Origin of the sequence: Samsonia erythrinae, from assembly GCF_004342665.1 — a bacterium.
GTDB classification, from domain to species: Bacteria; Pseudomonadota; Gammaproteobacteria; order Enterobacterales; family Enterobacteriaceae; genus Samsonia; species Samsonia erythrinae.
The window spans coordinates 1-19,726 of the sequence record NZ_SMBY01000021.1 but is presented as its reverse complement, the minus strand read 5'-3'; the positions used below and the strand labels follow the sequence as shown (position 1 = coordinate 19,726).

The 19,726-nt window shown below is 53.0% G+C and carries 15 protein-coding genes and 1 pseudogene; 7 read left to right on the top strand and 9 right to left on the bottom strand.

Going from position 1 to position 19,726, the window contains the following annotated elements; all coding sequences use genetic code 11:
• The first annotated feature begins 110 nt into the window (after positions 1-110).
• Positions 111-449, top strand: a complete 339-nt coding sequence (locus EDC54_RS17655; RefSeq protein WP_132459434.1) for a SymE family type I addiction module toxin — start codon at positions 111-113, stop codon at positions 447-449.
• A 70-nt stretch (positions 450-519) separates the two neighbouring features.
• Here the strand turns inward: EDC54_RS17655 and EDC54_RS17650 are convergent, their stop codons facing one another.
• From EDC54_RS17650 to EDC54_RS17625, 6 genes are all read right to left on the bottom strand, one after another.
• Positions 520-768 carry a DUF7660 family protein gene (locus EDC54_RS17650; RefSeq protein ID WP_132459442.1) on the bottom strand — a complete coding sequence of 83 codons (249 nt, stop codon included), beginning with the start codon at positions 766-768 and terminating at the stop codon, positions 520-522.
• A gap of 1 nt (position 769) precedes the next feature.
• Positions 770-5,047 (bottom strand): RHS repeat-associated core domain-containing protein, encoded by a 4,278-nt coding sequence (locus EDC54_RS17645; protein WP_230514557.1) that lies wholly within the window; start codon positions 5,045-5,047, stop codon positions 770-772.
• A gap of 11 nt (positions 5,048-5,058) precedes the next feature.
• Positions 5,059-5,466, bottom strand: coding sequence for a DUF1795 domain-containing protein (locus tag EDC54_RS17640; RefSeq protein WP_132459431.1), 408 nt, complete (start codon positions 5,464-5,466; stop codon positions 5,059-5,061).
• An 8-nt stretch (positions 5,467-5,474) separates the two neighbouring features.
• A complete protein-coding gene (gene tssI / locus EDC54_RS17635) occupies positions 5,475-7,328 on the bottom strand; it encodes a type VI secretion system Vgr family protein (RefSeq protein WP_132459428.1) in 1,854 nt (617 codons plus the stop codon).
• A 121-nt stretch (positions 7,329-7,449) separates the two neighbouring features.
• Positions 7,450-7,968 (bottom strand): Hcp family type VI secretion system effector, encoded by a 519-nt coding sequence (locus EDC54_RS17630; protein WP_132459425.1) that lies wholly within the window; start codon positions 7,966-7,968, stop codon positions 7,450-7,452.
• A gap of 433 nt (positions 7,969-8,401) precedes the next feature.
• Positions 8,402-9,682 (bottom strand): valine--pyruvate transaminase, encoded by a 1,281-nt coding sequence (locus EDC54_RS17625; RefSeq protein ID WP_132459422.1) that lies wholly within the window; start codon positions 9,680-9,682, stop codon positions 8,402-8,404.
• Positions 9,683-10,050: 368 nt separating this feature from the next.
• On the opposite strand from EDC54_RS17625, the gene EDC54_RS17620 reads away from it, so the two are divergent.
• Positions 10,051-11,259 (top strand): aldose 1-epimerase family protein, encoded by a 1,209-nt coding sequence (locus tag EDC54_RS17620; RefSeq protein WP_132459419.1) that lies wholly within the window; start codon positions 10,051-10,053, stop codon positions 11,257-11,259.
• A gap of 148 nt (positions 11,260-11,407) precedes the next feature.
• Here the strand turns inward: EDC54_RS17620 and EDC54_RS17615 are convergent, their stop codons facing one another.
• On the bottom strand, positions 11,408-12,430 hold the full coding sequence (locus EDC54_RS17615) for a zinc-binding alcohol dehydrogenase family protein (protein ID WP_132459416.1): 1,023 nt from the start codon (positions 12,428-12,430) through the stop codon (positions 11,408-11,410).
• Positions 12,431-12,578: 148 nt separating this feature from the next.
• Here EDC54_RS17615 and EDC54_RS17610 point away from each other — a divergent pair, with 148 nt between their 5' ends.
• From EDC54_RS17610 to ggt, 3 genes are all read left to right on the top strand, one after another.
• On the top strand, positions 12,579-13,493 hold the full coding sequence (locus tag EDC54_RS17610; RefSeq protein ID WP_132459439.1) for a GntR family transcriptional regulator: 915 nt from the start codon (positions 12,579-12,581) through the stop codon (positions 13,491-13,493).
• A gap of 212 nt (positions 13,494-13,705) precedes the next feature.
• Positions 13,706-15,055 (top strand): MFS transporter, encoded by a 1,350-nt coding sequence (locus EDC54_RS17605; protein WP_132459413.1) that lies wholly within the window; start codon positions 13,706-13,708, stop codon positions 15,053-15,055.
• Between the two features lie 296 nt (positions 15,056-15,351).
• On the top strand, positions 15,352-17,115 hold the full coding sequence (gene ggt, locus EDC54_RS17600; protein ID WP_196238473.1) for a gamma-glutamyltransferase: 1,764 nt from the start codon (positions 15,352-15,354) through the stop codon (positions 17,113-17,115).
• Positions 17,116-17,199: 84 nt separating this feature from the next.
• Here ggt and EDC54_RS17595 read toward each other — a convergent pair whose 3' ends face one another.
• On the bottom strand, positions 17,200-17,388 hold the full coding sequence (locus EDC54_RS17595) for a hypothetical protein (RefSeq protein ID WP_196238472.1): 189 nt from the start codon (positions 17,386-17,388) through the stop codon (positions 17,200-17,202).
• 68 nt (positions 17,389-17,456) lie between these two features.
• Complete coding sequence (locus EDC54_RS17590; RefSeq protein WP_132459410.1) at positions 17,457-17,951, bottom strand: cysteine hydrolase family protein; 495 nt, start codon at positions 17,949-17,951, stop codon at positions 17,457-17,459.
• Between the two features lie 218 nt (positions 17,952-18,169).
• On the opposite strand from EDC54_RS17590, the pseudogene EDC54_RS17585 reads away from it, so the two are divergent.
• Positions 18,170-18,987 (top strand): annotated as a pseudogene (locus tag EDC54_RS17585) (IS3 family transposase); the annotation flags it as partial.
• A gap of 95 nt (positions 18,988-19,082) precedes the next feature.
• Positions 19,083-19,726: IS256 family transposase (locus EDC54_RS17580; RefSeq protein WP_132459407.1), on the top strand; the 644-nt coding region annotated here is incomplete at its 3' end.

Below are 19,726 nucleotides of genomic sequence, written 5' to 3'. Positions count from 1 at the left end.
TCCTGTTGACCAGGAGAAGAGCCGCTAACGTAAACGGTTTTTTAGCGCGGGGCTGACGTGCGCGAACACGGCAACCCCGCTAACCACAAGCAACTAACAAGGAGTTGACTATGGCTGATGCGCATTCTACGCCAGATACCACCGTTTTTAAAATCTCGCAGCACGAACGCTTTACGCGGGTAGGCTATCGACCCATCAAAGGCAACCACGACACCCCCGCCATCAACATGGCTGGGCAGTGGCTGAAGGAGGCAGGATTCACCACCGGGCAATCACTGAAGCTGCGTATTATGCCGGGCTGCATTGTGATTACCACGCAGGATATCCGCGCTCTCTGGCAAGACCTGCACGCGCTGAGCATCGCGCCGTTTGATGAGGATGCCGTCACGTACTGGCTGAACCGTTTTCCGGGCGGGCTTAATCTGGCAGGGATAGAGAACGGGCGGTAAATTACCGCCACTGAGCGGCAGATAATAAGAAGCCGGAAGGATCGTTGCGATCGATTCCGGCTTTTATTATTTATTCGTAGACTTTTGCAGCCATTAATATATCTGCAAAAACTTTCCAGTTTGTATCTTTCGGTATAGGCTGGTTGGTATTTTCATAATATCCATCCATGTCTTCTATCCATGAGGCTACTGCTTCTAGATAAGATGATAAATCTTTATTTTCCCATTCATCGGGATTTTCTTTAAAATCTTTAGCCAAAGCAGATATAAGTTTAACAAGATCATCTTTACTACTAATCGGGAAAAATTCATCTAACATTTCATCCACCTATGATTTTCCTCACTCCATCCCCCATCTTAAGGATGATGCTTTTTCCATCGGTTCTTGTAGTCATTTTCCACATCTGACCTGCTATTTCTCTAGGAGTAGCCCATTGAACCGGTACTTTATCAAGGCCAGCAATTTTAAATGCAGCCAAACGCCGATGATCTAGTGTCCATATTTTCCCTGAAGGATCTTTCCATACTTTAATCGCAGGTAAATCCGATGCTTTCAATGAGCCATTAGATAGAGCTTTAGCATTATCTAAAACAGTATGAGCGCCCGTTTGATTTTTAATCGAGCTTTGCATGAAATGAATATCTTTAGGATTTAAACTACATCCCGCCAACCCCAATGGATCAACCCACGTAATTGGATTCGGCACATATCCGTAGTTATTATCTCCCCCCGCTATCCCTATCGGGTCAGGCGAGACGTAGCATCCGCCTGCCGGGTCGTAGTACCGAAAACGGTTATAGCATAGCCCGCTTTCGCTGTCACGGTACTGTCCGGCAAAGCCAAGACCCGGATCGAGGTTTTCAGTATTATCTGTATAACGCTGGCCCCATAAGTTAGCGCGGGGAGACTGCCAGCACAGTTCGCCTTGCTGGCTGAAGAGGGCCTGTGGTTCACCGTTCTGACCGCTGGTGACGAAGTCCGTCTCCCAACTGCCGTCCGTCTTCTGGCGCTGTTGCACCAGCAGTTCCCAGCCGTTATGCACCCAGTGGCGGCGGCTGATAAGCTGGTCTTCGCGGTAGTGGCGTACCTCGGCTATCTGGTCGCCGTCCCACCGGTAGCGGATATCGTCCTGCGTCTGCTCACAGCGTTTGCCGGTACGCCGTCCGAACGGGTCATAGCGGTAGAACCAGCGTTCGCCGCTGGGGGTATCGACGACTCTGAGCTGGTTGCGGCTGTCCCAGCGGTAGCGCCAGACCTGCGGGCGGTAGCCCGGCTGCACCACCTGCTTGCGTATCAGTCGTCCGGCGTTGTCGTACTGGTAGTGGGTGTCGTCGCGCTGAATCAGCCTGCCCGCCTGCCATTCGGTCAGTCTTGTTGCATCTTGTGGCAGACCGTTGCGGGTATAGCGATAGGTTTCGTCGGTGTCGACGGTGCGGCCTGCGCCACCGCGCAGAACGGACAGCACGCGTCCGGTGGCATCCAGACGATAACCGCGGGTTTCACGGTTGTGGCGAACGCCAGCCAGATTGCCGGCGCCATCGTACAGGTATTCCTTTGTCTGTGTGGCATGAAGGCGCCCGTCCTGCTGCTGACCGCTCATTTCACGGGTCAGCCAGCCCATCACGTCATATTCGCGGCGTTGGAGGAATGCACCGCCTGAGCGCGAGGACTCGCGTCCGGCGGCATCATGGACGAGGGTGAGCTCCGCGCCGTCCGGCAACGCTACCTGTTGCAATTCGCCCGCGGCGCTATAACCGAAGGTGGTGGTCAGCGCGTCGTCACGCTGGTCTTCCCGGGTCAGGGTGCGTGTCACCGTGTGTGCGGTATCGTCAAACTGTCGGGTGAGGAGGTCGCCGTTCAGCCACTCCTGCACCACCCGGTCACGGAGGTCATATTCCAGCCGGACGTGACTGGTGGCGGAGGTGATTTCGACAAGGCGGCCGGCGGCGTCATAGCGATAGTGCAGGGTATCGTCGGGCGCGGTTTCCCTGATGAGCAGCCCACGTCCGTCATAGAGAAAATGGCGGGTTTCGCCTTCGCCATTACGGACTGCGATGCAGTGGCCGTCTTCGTCATAAGTATAGTGAGTTTCGGTGCCGGCCATATCGCGCTCGCGGATGACCCGCGCATCGGCATCCAGCCACCACTGCCAGCGGCTGCCGTCTGGCGCGATAACGGCGACCAGTTGCTGGCTCTCTTTGTCGTACTCGTATTGCCAGGTACGGCCCTCGGCGTCAGTCCGTGAGGTGAGCAGGTCAAAGGGGCCGTAGGTTTGTCGCCAGACGGCGCCATTACCGTCCACATAGCTCAGCAGGTTGTTATGTTTGTCGTACTGACGCTGCTCTTCCTTCTCATCCGGGCGTATCAGTTGCTCCGGTAGCTTCCAGCTCGCCCGGCGGTAACCCAGACGGTATTGCGCACCGTCCGACCGTTGCCATCGCACCACTCTGTCCTGCTGGTCATAGCGAAGCTGCTGAGTGCGCCCCAGCGCATCGCTGGCGCTTAACAACCGTTGACGATGATCGTAACGTAGCCGCGCCTGAACCTCGCCAGACTGGTCGCTCACCTGCGTCAGCAGGCCATAGCGGTTCCAGGTGAACCGGACTTCGCTCGCATCCGGCCCCGTCAGTTTCTCCGGGTTGCCGGCCTCATCGAAGGCCCACTGCCAGATGCGTCCAAGTGGATCGGTGATGCCGCATAATCGCTGCGCCTCGTCGTAGTCATAGGCCCAGGTCTCGCCGCTGCCGTCGGTGAAGGTGCTCACCAGACCGCTATCGTCCAGATAGGTGAACGCAACCACCCGGCCTGCCGGAGAAATTTCGCGTAACAGGTTGCCGTTGTCGTCGTAGTCGTAGCGGGTGACGTGTCCCAACGGGGATTTTTCCCAACTCATCAGCGACAGTGCGTTGAACCCAAATTCGCTGCGCTGGCCTAATCCGTCGGTCATGACCACACGATCGTCAAGGTAGTCAAAATGTGCCGTCAGGTAGCCCTCGGCACAGGTGGTATAGACGCAGCGGCCTCGGTCATCATATTCGTAACGCGCCCATGTCTGATCGTTGTCATGCCAGCGCGTGAGTCGGTTTTCGTGGTCGTAGTCGTAAAACAGGTGATAGGCATGGGCGGCATCGGCTTCAATCAGCCGGCCCTGTTCGTCCTGTCGGTATTCAGCCAGCAGCGTTTTCTGCCCGGCATCAATACGCTGTATCTGGTACAGATACTCGCCTCGCCATACCAGCAACAGCTCGATGTCATCACTGTGGCGTATTTTGCGTAGATAGCCTTTGGGATCGCGGATCAGGGTTATGCGGTTATCGTGCGGATCGTGTATGGAAGACAGCAGGAATCGATCGCCCTGAGGCACGTCGAATTCGCGCCAGGTGAGGCTGTCACGATCCCACAGGCTAAAGCCGTTTGCCCGCCGGTACAGAGTAAAAGCCGGGTAGAGCGGACAAAATACGGACTGTACGTCCTGATGGAAGGTGAAATCGATGTCGTACCCCTGTGCCAGCGTGATGACGACGTGGGTATTCAGGCCGTCGCGGCTGACCTGCGCCGTTTCACTCCAGGAGTCATGCCATCCGCGTCCCAACAGACCGGTATGAGAGGACGAGGAGCGATATGCGCGCTTAAAAATCAGGGGGAGCGTCTGCCCCAGTTCAATATCCTGACGCATCTCGATCACATCCCCGCTGGGAATGTAGACCGGATCTTTCAGAAAGCCCCGGGCGGCTTCCTTTACGCGTGCCAGCCCTTTGTTATTTTTAAACCCTTTGCTGGCGCACCGAACCGCTTTTCGTAGCCCTGCCGCCGTTCTTAACGCCCCCATGCGAATGCCTTTGAGCACCGCGGTAGGGCCGCGCGTAAACAGCTTGCCCAGTCCTTTGAACATGCCTCGGCTGGGGGGAACCAGAAACTCCACTGCGATCAGTAACGCTTTTTCCCACCAGCTGAATTCGTCGCTGATCTCCAGACAGGTTTGCTGACCGGAGCCAAAAAAGACGGTTGAAGCGCCCTCTTTGATGGTGGCGCCACAGACGGTTTTATCGTCGATACGCGCGGCGGGTGAACCATTGACGTAGACGGTTTCGCTGCCTTGCGCAATCAACTGAGGCGAGTTGTGTTTGGTGCAGGCGACCGTGTCAACCTCGGCGCGGGAAATCGGTTGTTTCTCCGCAAACACCGTGCCTGAACCAGAAGAGACTGGCCCGAATGACGGGGCGCCACTGTCTACCATCGCGGAGACTTTACCGGATACGCTGCTGATCAGCCCTCCTAGCAGGCTGACGGCTCCAAATCCGGCGGCGAGTTTGACCGCCCCCACAACCAGCGCCGCCCCCATGCCGCCGGTCCCGACAACGGCGACGGCAATCGCGCCGGCAACGGCGGCGGCTGCGGCAAATGCCACGGCTGCCACAACCGCTCCCGCGATAGCCCCGGCCAGCGCGCCAAGAAAGCTTTTGTGCTTGATGGTTTTGCCCGGTGATGTCGGTGCTTTTCCCTGACCCGGTTGAGGGCGACCGGCTGGTGGTGTTGGACCTTTACCGGCGTGCATGGCGCCGACGCGGGCAACACGGTTCAGAATATCACTCAGCATGATGACTCCTTTCAGGAGGCGGCTTTAAACGTCTCTACCACCGCCAGCATTGCCGCTTTTTGCTCCGCACTCAGCTCACCCGCTACGGTGACGGTAAATGTCAACAATAGCTCCCCGCGTACCTGCATCACGACAACCTGATGCATCGGGCCTTCTGGCGACCGCCAGGTATATTCCAGCGCGTGTGCGGGTTGCTCATCCAGCGTCAGTGTCCAAATGCCGAGCTCTTTATACCCTTTCAGGTGAGTCGAAAACTGGGCCAATGTCTGCTGATAAACCGTTTCCGGCGTCAGACCGAAGTCAATCGGCGTTCGGTTGACCACCAGATTGATGGCATCCCCAGGCAGAACGAAAACATTCAGTGATTCATCGCGCCAGTCGGAGGGAATAGTCAACGTCCCTTCATTCATCTGATACATAGTCATCCTTAATTCAAATCGATACGGGTGCCATTCAGTGTCAGGTTATTCCCGACAATCTCAATATCCCCGCTGTGCTTGATGGAGATATAGCCAGCACCCGTACCAATTTGAATGCTGCCATCTTCGGCGTGGATAAAAATATTGTTCGTCACTCTCAGCGTTTCGTTATCTTCCACGACGGTGCTCCTGTTTTTCTTCACCACAACCGTCTGTTCTCCCTGGATCTCGGTAATCTGATCGGCAATGACGGAGACCGTCTGGTTTTGCTGCACGACCACGGTCTGATCGCGGCCAATGTTTTCGTTGTGATCCACATTGACCGATGTGCTGCGGTTATTCAGCACCAGGGTGTTCATGTCTTTCTGGGCATGAATAAACACTTCTTCCTGACCGGCCTGATCCTCAAAACGCAGTTCGTTGAACCCCGCGCCTTTGTGCGTGGAGGTTCGCAGCGAAGTGCGCGTCTTGTTGGCCGGCAGCGGATACGGCGACGGATTGGTGGCGTGGAACGTCCTACCTGTCACGATAGGCTGGTCCGGGTCGCCTTCGAGGAAGCTGACAATCACTTCATGGCCGATGCGCGGAATGGCGATCAGCCCGTACTGACCGCCCGCCCAGCCCTGACTCACCCGCACCCAGCAGGAGCTTTGGTCATCGCTGGAGCCATACCGGTCCCACGGAAATTGCAGCTTCACCCGGCCATATTCGTCGCAGTAAATCTCTTCGCCCGCCGGGCCGACCACGGTGGCGATCTGCGGACCGTCCACCATCGGTTTGTAAGGCATATCCGCTCGCCACGTGCTTTTCGCGCTGATAACCTCGAAACTGTTGCTATAGGTGGTCGGCTCGCCGCCGCTCTCTTCCTCCAGCGCCTGCGGCTGCTGCCCGCTGTGCGTTATAGCCACCAGTTGCCAGCCGGCGTTGAGTGTCGGATTGGGGTGTTCGGTGAGGGTAAAACTGCTGCCCGGCATCAGCATCGCGGCGTTGGATTCACCGGAACCCGTCATGGCATTCGCCCGCAGTGCCTCCAGCCGGTAGCCGGTAAAGGCCTTGCCGCTCGGGTCCTGCTTGAAACGGCCGGGGTAGTCGAAGTGCTGATAGGTTTCACGCTGGTGTGCCAACTCCCCGCTAATTTTGTTGTGCAGCAAACCGTAGGCGGGGGTTTTGAAGCTGTAGTCTTTCAGCGCGACCTCTGCCGTGCTGACCTGTTCGGCGTAACGGAAGCGGCGCACATAGTCACCTTCGCTCAGCCCCTGCGTAGCCAGATTGAAGAATAACTCAGGGCCTTTCACCAGCGCGCCCGCGTCGTCGGCAAACACCACCCGGTGCTTGCCTTCCTCGAACTCGTGGAAAAAGAACAGGCCTTCCTCGGCGGCCAATCGGGTGACGAAGGCCAAATCGCTTTCGCGGTACTGCACGCAGTATTCACGTTGGGCGTGGTCGTGACGCAGCGCAAAGGCGTAATCGGTGATGCCGGCCTCTTCCAGCAATGTGGCAATGATCAATTCCGGCTTCTGCGCCTGAAAGATGCGGGCATTGGTACGCAGCCCCAGCCGCCACAGCGCGGGGCGCACCTCAGCCTGATAGCGGGTGCGGCGAAAGCCGGTGTCGCCCTGGGCAAAGGCGCTGACAATCCCGCTCACCCGGCGTTTCAGTTCACCTTCGTACCACACCAGCAGTTCGCACGGTTGGTCGAGGACTGCGCCGAAATCGATACCCGGCAACGGACTGGCCAGGTTCAGCGACAGGGAAAACGGCTGGTTAAGCGCTTCGCTGAGCTGAAAATCCACCACGGCAAACGTCGATGCAGGCAATGCGCCGATCTTGACCGTGAACTGTAATCCTGTGCTGTTTGCCACGTTTTTTTCCTCGCTTCCCGTGATGAAAACCGCGTTGTCTGCACTCAGGTCTGCCTTCGCCAGACCTCAGCACAGCGCCATGCAGAAAACCCGGCACAAGGCCGGGTTGGATAGCGCTGGGTTACGCTTCGACCGGCGCACGCCAGTCGTCGGAGCCGGAAGTGCCGGCCACGGTGTGTTCCCAGTCGATTTTGCGGTAGGCCAGAGAGACTTCAACCAGCTGGGTGTAGTCCAGTTTGGACGGATCTTGACAGTGCGGCATCTGGCAGTCGATATCCACGATGGTGGCGTCGGTCAGGATGGTGGAGAAGAAGTGCTCCTGTTTGCCTTCTACCGAGGTGCGATACCATTTCAGGGTCACGGTCGGCAGCATTTCGCCGGTGGACAGCGCGTTATACAGCAGCGGCACGGCCTTGTTCAGCGCCACGGTGAACTTGAACGGCTTGTGCACGCGCTGGCCGGACGGCTGACCGGACTGCGGGTCGGTCGGTACGGTGACAACGTGTTTGAATTCCTGTACCAGCATTTCGTCTTCGTGGCCCTGCACGTAGATGTTGCCGACGGAGTCAGAGGTGAAGGCACCGGCGGTAATGTTGCCCTGCGTTTTTCCTTCGATGCTGATATAGCATGGAGTTGGCATAGTCTTGCTCCTTGTTGTTAAAACGGATGTGTAATTGCAATGTTTGTATAGCAATCCGCATGCCAATTTTTATATTATTGTTTTTATTAGTAATTTTTTTGTCCTGAATTCACCTTAAGTCAAATTTGAGCAAAAAATTGCGCAGACCTCGTGAAAAAACGGCATTTATTGCGCAAAAAGTGATTTATTCCAGAAAGTGAGAAAGAAGTTGCGCAGAATGCGCAGTTATGCTGAAAATTTGACTTAATGCCGTGAGATGGCAGTCTATTTGAGAGTTGTTGGCTATTAATAAGTGAATTAAAAAACATTACTACCGATTAAAATGTTAAAAAATAATTGCTAAATTAATGATTTCTTCCTGATGTAACGGGAGAGTAGGAGGATGACAGGCGCGTGAAGGATGGGGCAAAGGCTAACTTTACCCCATGTCTATTTAATGATGATCGGTTTGATGTGGTGATGTTTTGCCTTCCTGCAGGGCTTTTTCAACTTCTTCCGCCAGAATCGCGATACCGCGTTCGATTTTTTCCGGTTCCGGTACGTAGTTCATACGCATACACTGGTGGGCGTGTGGCCAATCCTGCTCCAGACCGGGGAAGAAGTAGTGGCCCGGCACCATGAGAACGCCGCGTTTTTTCAGACGCTGGTACAGTTGTTCCGTTGTGATGGGCAAATCTTTGAACCACAGCCACAGGAAGATTGCGCCTTCCGGTTTATGGATCAGGCACTGTTCGGGCGACAGATAACGACGAACGATCGCGATGGTTTCCGCCACGCGCTGCTGATAGAACGGGCGCACGACTTCATCTGACAAGCGCAGCAGATCGCCGCGTTGGATCATTTCATGCGCCAGCGCCGGGCCAATCGCCCCAGGGGATAGACTGATAATGCCGTTCATGTTGCCTATCGCCGCAATGATCTTTTCATCCGCAATTACGATACCGCAGCGCGATCCGGGCAGGCCCAGCTTAGACAGGCTCATACACAGGATGGTATTCGGGTTCCACAGCGGCGTGGCGTCGCTGAAGATGATGCCGGGAAAAGGCACGCCGTAGGCGTTATCAATCAGCAGGGGGATCTGATGCTGTTGTGCCAGCGCGTCCAGACGCATCAGTTCATCATCGGTGAGTACGTTACCGGTCGGATTGGTCGGACGGGAGACGCAAATCAGCCCGATATCATCGGTAATCGACAGATGATCGAAGTCCACATGATACTTAAACTGACCTTCGGGGAGTTGTTCTATCTGCGGACGAACGGAAATAAACATGTTTTCGTCCAGCCCCGAATCAGAATAGCCGATATATTCCGGCGCCAGCGGAAACAGCACCTTTTTCAGGTTACCGTCACGATGGCGACCGGCAAACAGATTGAATAAGTAGAAAAACGCACTCTGGCTGCCGTTTGTCAGTGCAATATTCTGTGGTCCAATCTGCCAGCCGAGTTCATTCCTTAGGAGTTCAGCCAGGGCGTTCAGCAGCGTATCTTTACCTTGCGGGCCGTCATAGTTGCATAGCGCTTCGGTTAATTTTCCTTGTTCCAGCATGTCCTGACACAGTTGCTGAAAGTAGCTGTCCATCGCCGGAATATGCGCTGGATTGCCGCCCCCGAGCATGATTGCGTCTGGTGTGCGCAGTCCTTCGTTCAGATCGTCCATTAACTGAGTAATGCCAGCATGGCGTGTAAATTTTTTGCCGAAAAGAGAAAAGTTCATCTTTTATTTTATCTATGGTCGGACACAGGTTAGCGGCAACCATAGCGCTTGCGCCAATAGGGTGCAATGTGGTCAAAAAACAATCATTAAAATGATTACTCTGTTATTTTTTGATAATTTGGAATAAATGTCTGGAAGCTGTGCGGTGCGTTTGTTGCTGAAACGGTGTCAGCTTTTGCCGATCAAGATCTCAATAATATAGAAATAAACAGTATCGTTTACAGAAGATAAGTGATTTTACTCAGAGAAATAGCCCAACAGCGCCGAATTTTTCTATCTGGTGATAGCTATCACATTTTGACCATCTCCTGATTTGTAGTCTTTAGTTCGCAATAGCTAAAACAATTCAGCAAAAAGGGTGGGTTAACATGAAAAAATTACTGGCTATGGGTATTACACTGGCGCTGACATCATGGCAGTTATCGGCGCAAACGTTTGTGCTGACGGATGCTGAAGGCAGCGTGGAAAAGGGAAACTGGAAAATCAGCAGTGATGTGTTGAAGGTCAAGAATGCGAACTTCAGCATTGAACAGAAAGTGCTGCACGGTGGGCGTCAGGAAGGCAGTAAGGTCATTACGATTACCAGTCAGGATGGGCTGAGTATTGCCCTCAGCCCGACGCGGGGGATGAACCTGCTGCGGGCGACAGGAAAAAATATCCGTCTGGGGTGGGATTCACCGGTGGATGAGGTCGTCAATCCCAATACGATCAATCTGGAAAGCCGCGGCGGACTGGGCTGGCTGGAAGGGTTTAATGAGATGATGGTGCGCTGCGGTTACGAATGGACCGGGCACCCGGTCGTCAGCGAGGGCATGGTCTACACGCTGCACGGTCGCGCCGGGAATACGCCGGCATCAAAAGTGATCGTGGAGGTTAGCGATAAAGCGCCGTATACCATTACGGTGCGGGGCCTGTTGAAAGAAAACAGCTTTAAAAAATCGAATCTGGAAACCTGGACCGAACTACGTTATGTCCCCGGCAGTGAGTCGTTTACCGTACATGATGTGCTGACCAATAAAGCGGATTACCCGCGCGACTACCAGATTCTCTATCACAGCAATTTCGGCAAGCCGATTCTGGAAGAAGGCGCTCGCTTTGTTGCACCGGTAAAAGAGATTTCCCCGTTTAATGATTATGCCAAAGCGGGTCTGGAAAACTGGCAAACCTATAGCGGGCCGACCAAAGATTACGACGAAATGGTCTTTAACGTTACGCCGTATACCGATTCAGAGGGCAAAACGCTGGCGGCGGTAGTGAATAAAGCGGGGGACAAAGGGGTTTCAATTGCGTTTGATACCCATCAGCTTCCGCAACTGACGCTGTGGAAAAATACGGATTTGGAAAAACAGGGTTACGTTACGGGGATCGAGCCCGGCACCAGTTACGCCTATCCGGTCACGATTGAGCGCGAACAAGGGAGAGTTAAAAAACTACAGCCGGGACAGAGTGCGACATTTGAGCTGACGTATAGCCTGCTCAGCAGTGCGGAAGCGGTACAGAAAATGGAGCAAAAAGTGAAAGCCATTCAGGGTGAGAATAAAACAACCCTGACGGAAAAACCGATTGCTATTGAATAACGCGCTTATTGGCCGACCCCCGCTTTTTGGGTGGTCGGCCTGCGCCATTTGCCTGTTTTATGTGTCACCACCATTGTGGTTCATGCCCATCCTGCGTCTTCAGCGCTGAAAAATGCCGTGGATTCGCCAATTCATCACGGTCCGCTTATCAGAATAGGATCACGCCTTTAATCAACTCACGGTTGTTTATCACCTCTTTTTCATAGACATCCGCCAGCGAGCTAAAGGGGTAACGATGTGTCAGCATCATTTCCGCAGTGAGCTTGCCTTCAGACATCAGCCGACCTACTTTGGCAAAGTCTTCCGGCGTGGCATTACGGCTGCCCATCATCGTCGTTTCTTTTTTGTGGAATTCAGGGTCAGAGAATTGCAAATCCCCTTTGAACAGCCCGACAAACACAATGCTGCCGCCGTGACGGATCAGGTTAACGGTATTGTTCATCGCGTGCTGGTTGCCTGTCGCGTCGATCACCTTTTCCGCCAGCGCACCGCCAAATTGGGCGCGCAGCTGTGTTTCAAAGTCTTCGGCTGATGGGTCGATGACCGGGAGCCCCAGATGGGCGCTGACATGTTCCCGGCGCGCTGGGCTGGTGTCCGCCACGACCACTTCTGCTCCGTCTGCTTTCGCGATTGCCGCCGCACCCAGACCAATGGGGCCGGCGCCGACGACCAGAATCTGTTCTCCTGGGCGAACAGCAGCGCGACGCACGGCGTGGGCGCTGATGGCATATGGCTCAATTAAGGCTGCCGCGTGAGGATCGATCCCCTCCGCCGACAATAAGTTCGTTGCCGGCACCGCCAGATACTCGCTGAACCCACCGTCCTGATGCACACCAATAACCGAAATTTTCTCGCAGCAATTGGGGCGGCCCTGCTTACAAGCCGGGCATTGCTGACAGGACACATAGGGGATCACCGCGACCTGTTGGCCTTTTTTAAATTGATGTATATTTTTTCCTGTTTCAATGACTTCACCACATATTTCATGGCCTAATACGCGTGGGTAGCTAAAAAAAGGCTGATTCCCTCCCCAGGCATGAATATCGGTGCCGCAGATCCCCACGGACTTAATTTTAATTAATACTTCCCCCTCATCAGGAATAGGAATTTCGCGCTTTTCCCATATTAATTTTTTTGGTTCCTGGCAAATCAAAGTATGCATTGTTGACATGGCTCTTCCCTCCGGTTTTTTGTTTTTCCAGATATTGATGAAAAAAACCAGCGATCAGAAACAGGTCGCGTAAATTGTGAATATGAGCGCATAAAAATGTTTTAAATCGGGTTTTAATGTTTGCCAAATAAAAATAAGGAGAGCAATGATGAGTCGTTCACAAAATTTACGTCACAATGTGATTAATCAGGTGATTGATGATATGGCTCGCGGTCATATTCCTTCCCCCTTGCCGTCGCAAAGCGCGCTGGCGGAAATGTACAACATCAGCCGGACAACGGTGCGCCACATCCTGGCGCATCTGCGTGATTGTGGTGTGCTGACGCAGGTTGGCAGCGATCATGTCATTGTGCGCAAACCGGCGCATCAAGACGGGTTCGCCTGTATCACCGCGTCAATGGCTGAACAAAACCGAATTTTTGAGCAGGCGTTTTTCACCATGATTAACCAGCGCCAGTTGCGCGCGGGTGAGACGTTCTCTGAGTTACAGCTCGCACGAACCGCTGGCGTCAGCCCGGTCGTGGTGCGGGAATACCTTTTAAAATTCGGGCGTTATAATCTGATTCAGAATGAAAAACGCGGGCAGTGGAGTATGAAAGAGTTCGATCAGGCCTATGCCGAGCAACTGTTCGAACTGCGGGAGATGCTGGAAACGCATGCGCTGCAACACTTTCTCAATCTGCCGGATGACGATCCCCGCTGGTTGCAGGCAAAAACCCTGCTGGAACACCACCGTATGCTCCGTGACAGCATCGGCAGCAGTTTTCGTATGTTCGCGCAGCTCGACCGGGATTTTCACGCGCTGTTGCTTTCTGCAGCGGATAATGTGTTTTTTAATCAATCACTTGAAATCATTTCTGTCATTTTCCACTTTCACTATCAGTGGGATGAAAGCGATCTCAAACAGCGCAATATTATCGCCATTGACGAGCACATGACCATCCTCAGCGCGCTGATCTGCCGTAGCGATTTGGATGCTACGCTGGCGCTGCGCAACCATTTGAATTCAGCCAAGCAATCCATGATCCGCTCAATTAATCAGACTGTACGAAACGGTAATTAAAAACGGATTAAAAACCACAAACCATTATCAGGAGCACGGTTTTATCAAAATAAAAACGCCTGAGAAATATCCCTTGCCTATGCTCACGACGAGTCGACTGCATAAAAAATAATTTGTGAGTGATGATAAGAATGTTCATCGCTTGTCGTTTAAAACCACTCTGCTCAACGTCGCGTGGAGTAGAGATAATTATAATATTTCAGGAGCCAGGCGTGGAAAAAGATAATATAACACTCGACCCGCGTTCTTCATTTGATACCCGTTCTTCCGTACCGCCAGAAGGGATAATTAAACGCAGTAGTCGAATTAAACGTATTCAAACTACAGCCATGATTCTTTTATTTCTTGCCGCTGTGATTAATTATCTCGATCGCAGCTCTCTTTCGGTGGCTAATTTAACCATTCGAGAGGAGCTTGGGCTGAGTGCGACGGAAATCGGCGCATTGCTGTCCGTTTTCTCTCTGGCATACGGTATTGCGCAACTTCCTTGCGGCCCGCTGTTGGATCGCAAAGGGCCGCGTCTCATGCTGGGGCTCGGCATGTTCTTCTGGTCGCTGTTCCAGGCGATATCTGGCATGGTACAAAACTTTACCCAATTCATACTGGTGCGCATCGGTATGGGGATTGGCGAAGCGCCGATGAACCCGTGCGGCGTGAAGGTGATAAACGACTGGTTTAACATCAAAGAACGCGGCCGCCCTATGGGGTTCTTTAATGCAGCATCCACCATTGGCGTCGCGATCAGCCCGCCGATTTTAGCGGCGATGATGCTGGTGATGGGCTGGCGGGGCATGTTTATCACCATCGGCTTGTTGGGTATTTTCCTCGCTATCGGTTGGTATATGCTCTACCGCAACCGCGAGCAGCTCGAACTGAGCGCCGATGAGCAAGCCTACCTGAATGCCGGGAGCGTAAACGTTCGCCGCGATCCGCTGAGCTTTGCAGAGTGGCGCAGCCTGTTCCGTAATCGCACCATGTGGGGCATGATGCTGGGTTTTAGCGGTATTAATTATACCGCCTGGCTGTATCTGGCCTGGCTGCCCGGATATTTGCAAACGTCTTATAATCTGGATTTAAAAAGCACGGGGCTGATGGCGGCGATCCCTTTCCTGTTTGGTGCCGCGGGGATGTTGCTGAACGGCTATGTCATGGACTGGCTGGTGAAAGGGGGAATGGCGCCCATCAAGAGTCGTAAGGTCTGTATCATTGCCGGAATGTTCTGCTCTGCGGCCTTTACCTTTGTCGTCCCGCATGCGTCCACATCAATGGAGGCCGTGTTGCTGATTGGTATGGCGCTGTTTTGTATCCACTTTGCCGGTACATCATGCTGGGGATTGATCCACGTTGCCGTCGCTTCGCGGATGACGGCTTCCGTCGGTAGTATTCAAAACTTTGCCAGCTTCATTTGCGCATCGTTTGCCCCCATTGTGACCGGCTTTATTTTGGATACCACACACTCTTTCCGTCTGGCGCTCATTATCTGTGGCTGTGTGACGATATTGGGTGCATTGGCTTATCTCTTTCTGGTACGCCAACCCATTAGCGACCCACGTAAGGATTAATCCTCCATCCATTATCGCCGCTCATCGGACTTTGTCAGCAAACTCCACCGGCTCACGTTCTGTGAGTCGGTTTTCTCCTTCTCGCTCTGATGTGCGATATCGTGAATAAAATAGCGACTATTTCCACTTTTCTGATATCGCGCAGAGCGGTAACGGTGGTATGACATAGTCGCCACTTCCTCTCACTTTCCCAGGCGTTTACTGAGGTTGGCGATTTTGCCGGGCTGTGCGGGAACGTCACGATAGCGCAGGACGAAAATTAACCGGGTAAAGAGGGCGTTATGAAAATACAGAGCATGAGATCAGGGAAAGGGGTGCTGTTGCTGAGCGCGATGGCGCTGCTGGCGAGTGGTGTCGCGCAGGCGGCGTCGGCCCCGGCGGTGGAGGCGAAAAACGGCATGGTGGTCAGTTCACAGCATCTGGCTTCGCAGGTTGGCGTCGATATCATGAAAATGGGCGGCAATGCGGTTGATGCCGCGGTCGCGGTGGGATATGCGCAGGCGGTGGTAAACCCCTGCTGTGGCAATATTGGCGGCGGCGGGTTTATGACGCTGCATCTGGCCAATGGCAAAGATACCTTTATCAACTTTCGCGAAACGGCGCCCGCGGCAGCCAGCGCCAATATGTATCTGAACGCGGACGGCAGTGTGAAAAAGGAAGCGAGCCTGTATGGCTATCTGGCCGCCGGCGTACCGGGAACGGTGCTGGGGCTGGACACCGCGCTGCAAAAGTACGGCAAATTGACGCGTGAACAGGTGATGGCGCCAGCGATTAAGCTGGCGCGTGACGGCTTTAAACTCACGCGGGCGGATACCGATATTCTGGATACGACCGTTAAACGCTTTAAAGCCGATCCTGAAGCGGCGCGCATTTTCCTGCGGCCTGACGGTAGTCCGTTACAGCCTGGGGATAGGCTGGTGCAAACCGATCTGGCGAACACGCTGGCGGCGATTGCCGCGAAAGGGCCGGACGCGTTCTACAAGGGGACGATCCCACACGCGGTGGAGAAGGCGGCGAAGCAGGGCGGCGGGATTCTGACGGCGGCTGATTTTGCTGATTATCGCATTACCGAAACGGCACCGATAACCTGTAACTACCGTGGTTATCAGTTTGTCTCTTCACCGCCGCCCAGCTCCGGCGGCGTCACGATGTGTGAAATTCTCAATATTGTCGAAGGTTACGACATTAAATCGACGGGCTTTAATTCAGCCGCCACCGTTCATGTGCTGACGGAAGCGATGCGTCATGCGTATATGGACCGCAACACGTACCTCGGCGATCCGGCGTTTGTGAATAATCCCGTCGAGCGCCTGCTGAGTAAGGATTACGCTGCTGAAATTCGCAAACAGATCGAACCGGAGAACGCGACGCCGTCAAAAAACGTGCAGCCGGGGATTGGTCCGCACGAGCGACCGGAAACGACGCATTACTCCATCGTGGATAATCAGGGTAATGCGGTGTCCACCACCTATACCGTTAACGGGCGTTTTGGCTCGGTGGTGATTGCGCCGGGGACGGGCTTTTTCCTCAATAATGAAATGGACGACTTTACGGTGAAAGTGGGCGAAAAGAACCTGTACGGCTTGGTACAAGGGGAGCGCAATTCGATCGCCCCCGGTAAGCGCCCACTTTCATCGATGAGCCCGTCGCTGGTGACGAAAGATGGTAAGGTTTTCATGGTGCTCGGTTCGCCCGGCGGTTCGCGCATTATCAGCATTACGCTGCAAACGGCGCTGAATATCATCGATCACGGTATGGCGCCGCAGGAAGCGGTAGACGCACCGCGCATCCATCATCAGTGGCTGCCGGACGAGGTGTATTACGAGCAGCGCGGGCTGTCTGCCGATACGCTGAACCTGCTGAAGCAGCGGGGCTACAAGATGGTAGAACAGACGCCCTGGGGCGCGGCGGAGCTGATTCTGGTCGGCTTACCGGGCGCGGCGGGCGTGACGCCTGCGAATTCAGGCAATGACTCGGCGGTATCCGGCAAGGTGCGTGAAGGTTACCTGTATGGTGCTAATGATGTTCGCCGTCCAGCGGGGGAGGCGATCGGGTATTGATTTTAAGGAACCTCAGGGGGGCTCCCCCTGATTTCAGCGAGTTAACGTCCTGCTACGACCAAGTCATCAGAGAAAAGATTGAGCTCATTTCTGCAATTCGTAGACTTTGAACGTATTCTCTCTATCAATACCGATCAGCTTATTTTCTCCTGCACGACGGAAGACGAAATCGTCTTTCTGGCCTCGTGGTATACGAATCAGACCATTATCGAGCTGCGCCTTAACCGAGGAGTTCCCTTTCATTTTTACCGTACCGTCTTGTGCGATAAACAACTCTGCTCCACCGCTGCGTGTGACATAGTTCTCTTTATGTGATCTACTATTTTGCGCAGCTATTTAGGTTAACATAAATTTATTTTTTCTATTCTCGAAAGTCCGCGAATTGCCACTGCATGGATCACAGGTGAAACACTGGTACAGCAATTAGCAAGAATATTAACATTATATTTTTTGGCTATTCCCGACAACGCAGTAAACAAAACACAGTTTTGCGTCATCATACCTACAATATCTATCTCATTAATATTATTACTATTCAAAACATTACCAAGATTAGTTTCATCAAATGAATCAGCATGTTTTTTTTGAATAATCACGGCGTTTTCTGTGAGTTCAGATATTGATGAAATAAGCTCAGTACCATAAGTTTTTTCTTCAAAAAATGCGGAGCCAAGAGGGGATACGTGCTGAATATATACTATCAAATCTCCATTTTTAATAGATTTTATTAATTTTTCTTTAATATTTTCTACTGTGTTATCTATATTCCATAACGGATATCGCCCATCTGTTAAGTAATCATTTTGTGCATCTATAACAATCAGTGCTTTCTTCATTTTATCTCTCTGTCTGTGGTCATTGATGACCCATTTTGTCAGATAAAAAGTGACATTTCTACTTTGCGGGATTAGGTGAAATTTTAAACTCACAATTGATCCTACCCACCATTAGTGGATACGCGACTAAGTGAGTAAACTCTCAGCCAGAGGTGATTACTCATGTCAAAACCAGTATCAACCAGTAAAACGCCCGAATTCCGCGATGAGGCCCTTAGCTGGCTGAACGGGATGAAGAGCTGGCCATCCTCCAAAAGGCCGCGACATACTTCGCGAAGCGCCTGAAATGAAGTATGTCTTTATCGAAAAGCATCGGGCCGAGTTCAGTATCAGAGCGATGTGTCGTGTGTTCCGAGTGGCCCGCAGCGGCTGGTATGTCTGGCGCTGGCGTCGTTGTCAGATAACCCCATGTCAGCAGTTCCGGCTCATTTGCGATGAGGCTGTCCGTAAGGCATTCGCTGAGGCAAAACAGCGCTATGGTGCGCCACGCCTTGCAGATGAGCTGCCGGTATCGGAAAACCTGCTGAAGCAGGACTTCATCGCCAGCGGCCCGAACCAGAAGTGGGCAGGCGATATCACGTATCTTCGCACGGACGAGGGCTGGCTGTATCTCGCGGAGGTCATTGACCTGTGGTCACGAGCCGTTATTGGCTGGTCGATGTCGTTACGAATGACGACGCAACTGGCCTGCGATGCATTACAGATGGCGCTCTGGAGACGTAAATGCCCAGAGAATGCCATTGTTCATACAGATAGAGGTGGGCAGTATTGTTCAGCGGACTATCAGGCGTTGCTGAAACGACATACGTTGCGTGGCAGTATGAGCGCCAAAGGTTGCTGTTACGATAACGCTTGTGTGGAAAGCTTCTTTCACACATTGAAAGTAGAATGTCTCCACGGGGAACACTTTGTCAGCAGGGAAGTGATGCGCTCAACGGTATTTAATTATATAGCGTGCGATTACAATCGCTGGCGACGCCACAGTGCCTGCGGCGGTCTCAGCCCGGAACAATTTGAAAACCAGAACCTCGCTTAGGGCTGTGTCCACATTACGTGGGTAGAGACTGTAATTTAAATTGTGTAATTGCCTGTTTTTGATATGTTCACTCCAACAGCGGAGACAGGCAGAATATGGACGAGAAGAAACTCAAAGCCCTTGCGGCAGAACTGGCTAAAGGTATTAAAACCGAGGCTGACCTCAATCAGTTTTCCCGTATGCTGACGAAATTAACCGTCGAAACGGCGCTCAATGCTGAACTGACTGACCATCTCGGGCATGAGAAAAATGCCCCAAAATCAGGTTCGAATACCCGCAATGGCTATTCATCTAAAACGCTGCTGTGCGATGACGGCGAGCTGGAAATCAACACGCCACGCGACCGTGAAAGCACGTTTGAAACGCAGTTAATCAAGAAAAATCAGACGCGTATCACGCAGATGGATAGCCAGATTTTATCTCTCTATGCCAGAGGCATGACCACGCGAGAAATCGTCGCCACGTTCAAAGAAATGTATGACGCTGATGTCTCTCCTACGCTGATATCCAAAGTGACCGATGCCGTTAAAGAACAGGTGGCAGAATGGCAAAATCGTCCACTAAACACACTGTATCCCATTGTTTATCTTGATTGTATTGTGGTGAAAGTCCGTCACAGCGGCAGCGTCATCAACAAGGCGGTATTCCTTGCGCTGGGCATCAACACCGACGGTCAAAAAGAACTGCTGGGCATGTGGCTGGCCGAAAATGAAGGGGCGAAGTTCTGGTTGAGCGTGCT